Source organism: Bacteroides sp. AM23-12, assembly GCF_003434395.1.
GTDB lineage: Bacteria > Bacteroidota > Bacteroidia > Bacteroidales > Bacteroidaceae > Bacteroides > Bacteroides thetaiotaomicron.
Genome location: NZ_QTLF01000033.1, coordinates 1 through 2,976 on the forward strand (window position 1 = coordinate 1; position 2,976 = coordinate 2,976).

Below are 2,976 nucleotides of genomic sequence, written 5' to 3' on the forward strand. Positions count from 1 at the left end.
TAAAATATTGATATATAGTATATTAATAATATATATGATAATATTAGCTATATATATGGTTTCAAAAATACATTCTTTTATTTAAAAACAAATAATAAATGGAAGGTTTTTTATTTGCAAATCTATTATTCTTCCTGTTTGGTATCTTCTTGGATTTATATTTATATCTTTGCAGTCATAAATATCGGATTTTAGTTGAATATATTCATGAATCGTATCAAAGGCATACTTTATGCGGCAGTTTCACTCTTCCACTTTTGGACTGGCTCCGTTTTTTTCATCACTTTATTGCTGATCGGTTTTTCAGCTTTCGAAGTACTTTCTTATCGTTGGGGGATAGCTTCGGTAGTGTTAATCATATTCGGATTATTTTCCGGCTGTGACTTTCGGTTGAAAAGAAAGGATTTGGCAGTTGTGTTTGCTTTGAGCCTGTTGAGGGGGTAAGCATGGTTGTGTTTCGTGAACATCGAATGAAAAGGATATAAAAAATGCCGCATATAGCGGCATTTGAATTTTGAGGAGAGCCTCTTGTCGGATTCGAACCAACGACCCCGAGATTACAAATCACGTGCTCTGGCCAACTGAGCTAAAGAGGCGTTTTCTGTTTTGCGGGTGCAAAGGTACGAATTTATTTTAAAAATGCAAATACATCGTGTACTTTTTTTATATTTGCAGTCTCACTAATGATTGCAAGAAGATGAAAAAGAAAATTATGAATGTATGTGGTGTGGCTTTATTAGCCGTTAGTTTACTGGCTTGTTCAGGCCAGAAGAAAGGAGCAGAAGCTACTGAAAGTGCTTCCGACGCAGTGAAAGTGACTGCTGAAGCGACGTCGGCACAGGCTGATAGTACAGGATATATTGTCAGAATAGGGGAGATGGCCCCTGATTTTACGATTACATTGACGGATGGCAAACAAGTGACTTTGTCATCTCTTCGTGGGAAGGTTGTCATGTTGCAGTTTACAGCAAGTTGGTGCGGAGTATGCCGTAAGGAAATGCCTTTTATAGAAAAAGACATTTGGCTGAAGCATAAGGATAATGCAGACTTTGCACTGATTGGAATAGACCGTGACGAACCGCTTGAAAAAGTGCTTGCCTTCGCAAAGTCTACCGGAGTGACTTACCCGCTGGGACTGGATCCGGGAGCTGATATTTTTGCAAAATATGCATTGCGTGATGCCGGAATCACACGGAATGTGCTGATAGACCGGGAAGGAAAGATTGTAAAACTGACTCGTCTGTATAATGAAGAAGAGTTTGCTTCACTGGTTCAGCAGATCAATGAAATGCTGAAATAAGTGCTTATTGCCGGTCTCTGAACCGGATGCGGGCACAATAGATATAGTGTCACTATCACACTGGGATGGTGACACTATATCGTTAGTATGGTTACACTATTCCGATGTGATACTGTCACTATCCTGAATAGGGCTTTTTCTGATTAAAATAATACGCTGTCAGGCAAGGCTCAGCTTTGCCAGATAGTCATAATGTTTTCCTTCTTTGATTAATTTCGCTTTGAATCCACATTCGGAGGCGTACAGGCTAAGAGTCTGAAAATCGATATATAGCCAATCGAATGTATCTCCTTTTACATCCTTGTATTGCATCTGGAAATCTACTTCCCCATAATAATCGCCTGCCAGGTCGATAAGCATGCTGCCGTCTTCTTCTTCGAAAAGATAGCGCAGATCACTTGAATCCATCAGAATACATCCGCCAGGGCGTAGGATACGTTTCATCTGTTGGAAGAAGGCAGGCATATTATTTAGTGTTCCTATGATGCCCGAACCATTCATCAGCATCAGAACCGTATCGAATGTTTCGGTGAATGTTTCGTCAAAGAGATTGATCAGGCGGGAATCTTTGACGCCGCGTTGTTTCATTACTTCGTTGGAAAGCGGAGAGATGTCAATGGCGCAAACTTCTTTTCCCATTTCTTGAAGTGCCAATGCGTGGCAGCCGCTTCCGGCTCCTACATCTAATATTCTTCCCGTAGCCATTTGCAGAGCAGTGCGTTCGAGGACTGGCATGGACTGTATACTTCGGAATAATTCCTTAACGGGGATTTCATCTTCTTCGAATTGAGAAGAGAATACTCGCAAGCGGTCAGCTCTGTGATGATTGAAATAATCGGAGATTGCAGCTCCCATCGGGTCCTTTTCTGCGGAAAGGGTTATTGTTGCCATTTTGGTGATTATGTATTGTTTTATCCGCCAAAGATAAACAATTCCGTAGAAAAGGCTTATCTTTGCATCAGAAATGTGAATGCTAACAATGTAATATATATGAGTATAGAAGATGCAATCATGGGTGGAATCGTCTTTAAAGGTAAGAAAGATAAGCCCCAGGAGGAGGAGAAAGTGAAGACGAAAGCGAAGAAAGCGACTTATATTCGTGGACAACATGGTTCCGGAGCCGCGAAGATGAAAGCGGATATTCGGAAAAAGAGAGCTAACCGACATAAAAAATAAATGGGAACAATTGTTTGTATACTAGCACTTTTGCTGGCTGGCCATGGACTTGGTTTGATCATTAAGATGAGAATGTTTTGTCTTTTAATCAAGAGAGTCGAAACGAAATACATTAAGAAGATAGATGGAATAGTAGTGGATGTTGATACTTATGTGAAGGATGGAAAGCTTCTTATGCGCCCGTCTGTTGAATTTACATTAGAAGGAGAGGGTGAAAAATGTTGTCGGTCTATCAATCCCAATATTATTGTGGAGGATATCACACAATTTTCATATTACCCGAAAGATTTTCATATAGGTGATAAAGTTACAGTTTGGTATAATTTGGATAATGATGCAATGTTTGTCGAGCAAAAAATGCAATTGACAAGATTGTTTGTTCGTTTATTTATTCCCGGATGTTTTTTCATTATTTCAAGCATTTTGGGGATGTGTTATGTCATGAATAGCTAACAACCTTATAAAAAGAAGCGGGGGGGGGGGGGGATACCGCCCCCCCC

Annotated in this window: 4 protein-coding genes, 1 tRNA gene and 1 pseudogene; 4 read left to right on the forward strand and 2 right to left on the reverse strand. The window is 40.2% G+C overall.

Going from position 1 to position 2,976, the window contains the following annotated elements; genetic code table 11:
• Positions 1-207 precede the first annotated feature (207 nt).
• A pseudogene (locus tag DW640_RS19465) lies at positions 208-438 on the forward strand (EamA/RhaT family transporter); the annotation flags it as partial.
• Between the two features lie 84 nt (positions 439-522).
• On the opposite strand, the gene DW640_RS19470 reads toward DW640_RS19465, so the two are convergent.
• Positions 523-596, reverse strand: a tRNA-Thr gene (locus DW640_RS19470).
• 101 nt (positions 597-697) lie between these two features.
• On the opposite strand from DW640_RS19470, the gene DW640_RS19475 reads away from it, so the two are divergent.
• Entirely contained in the window at positions 698-1,300 is a 603-nt protein-coding gene (locus tag DW640_RS19475) for a TlpA disulfide reductase family protein (protein WP_011107875.1), read from the forward strand.
• Positions 1,301-1,459: 159 nt separating this feature from the next.
• Here DW640_RS19475 and DW640_RS19480 read toward each other — a convergent pair whose 3' ends face one another.
• Positions 1,460-2,191 carry a bifunctional 2-polyprenyl-6-hydroxyphenol methylase/3-demethylubiquinol 3-O-methyltransferase UbiG gene (locus DW640_RS19480; protein WP_048696507.1) on the reverse strand — a complete coding sequence of 244 codons (732 nt, stop codon included), beginning with the start codon at positions 2,189-2,191 and terminating at the stop codon, positions 1,460-1,462.
• A 99-nt stretch (positions 2,192-2,290) separates the two neighbouring features.
• Here DW640_RS19480 and DW640_RS23825 point away from each other — a divergent pair, with 99 nt between their 5' ends.
• Complete coding sequence (locus tag DW640_RS23825; RefSeq protein ID WP_008762146.1) at positions 2,291-2,476, forward strand: hypothetical protein; 186 nt, start codon at positions 2,291-2,293, stop codon at positions 2,474-2,476.
• Entirely contained in the window at positions 2,477-2,929 is a 453-nt protein-coding gene (locus DW640_RS19485; protein ID WP_008762147.1) for a hypothetical protein, read from the forward strand.
• The last annotated feature ends 47 nt before the right edge of the window (positions 2,930-2,976 follow it).

Coding starts and splice junctions, on each gene's coding strand:
- DW640_RS19485 (WP_008762147.1), top strand. CDS start 2,477: ATGGGAACAATTGTTTGTATACTAGCACTTTTGCTGGCTGGCCATGGA.
- DW640_RS23825 (WP_008762146.1), top strand. CDS start 2,291: ATGAGTATAGAAGATGCAATCATGGGTGGAATCGTCTTTAAAGGTAAG.
- DW640_RS19475 (WP_011107875.1), top strand. CDS start 698: ATGAAAAAGAAAATTATGAATGTATGTGGTGTGGCTTTATTAGCCGTT.
- DW640_RS19480 (WP_048696507.1), bottom strand. CDS start 2,191: ATGGCAACAATAACCCTTTCCGCAGAAAAGGACCCGATGGGAGCTGCA.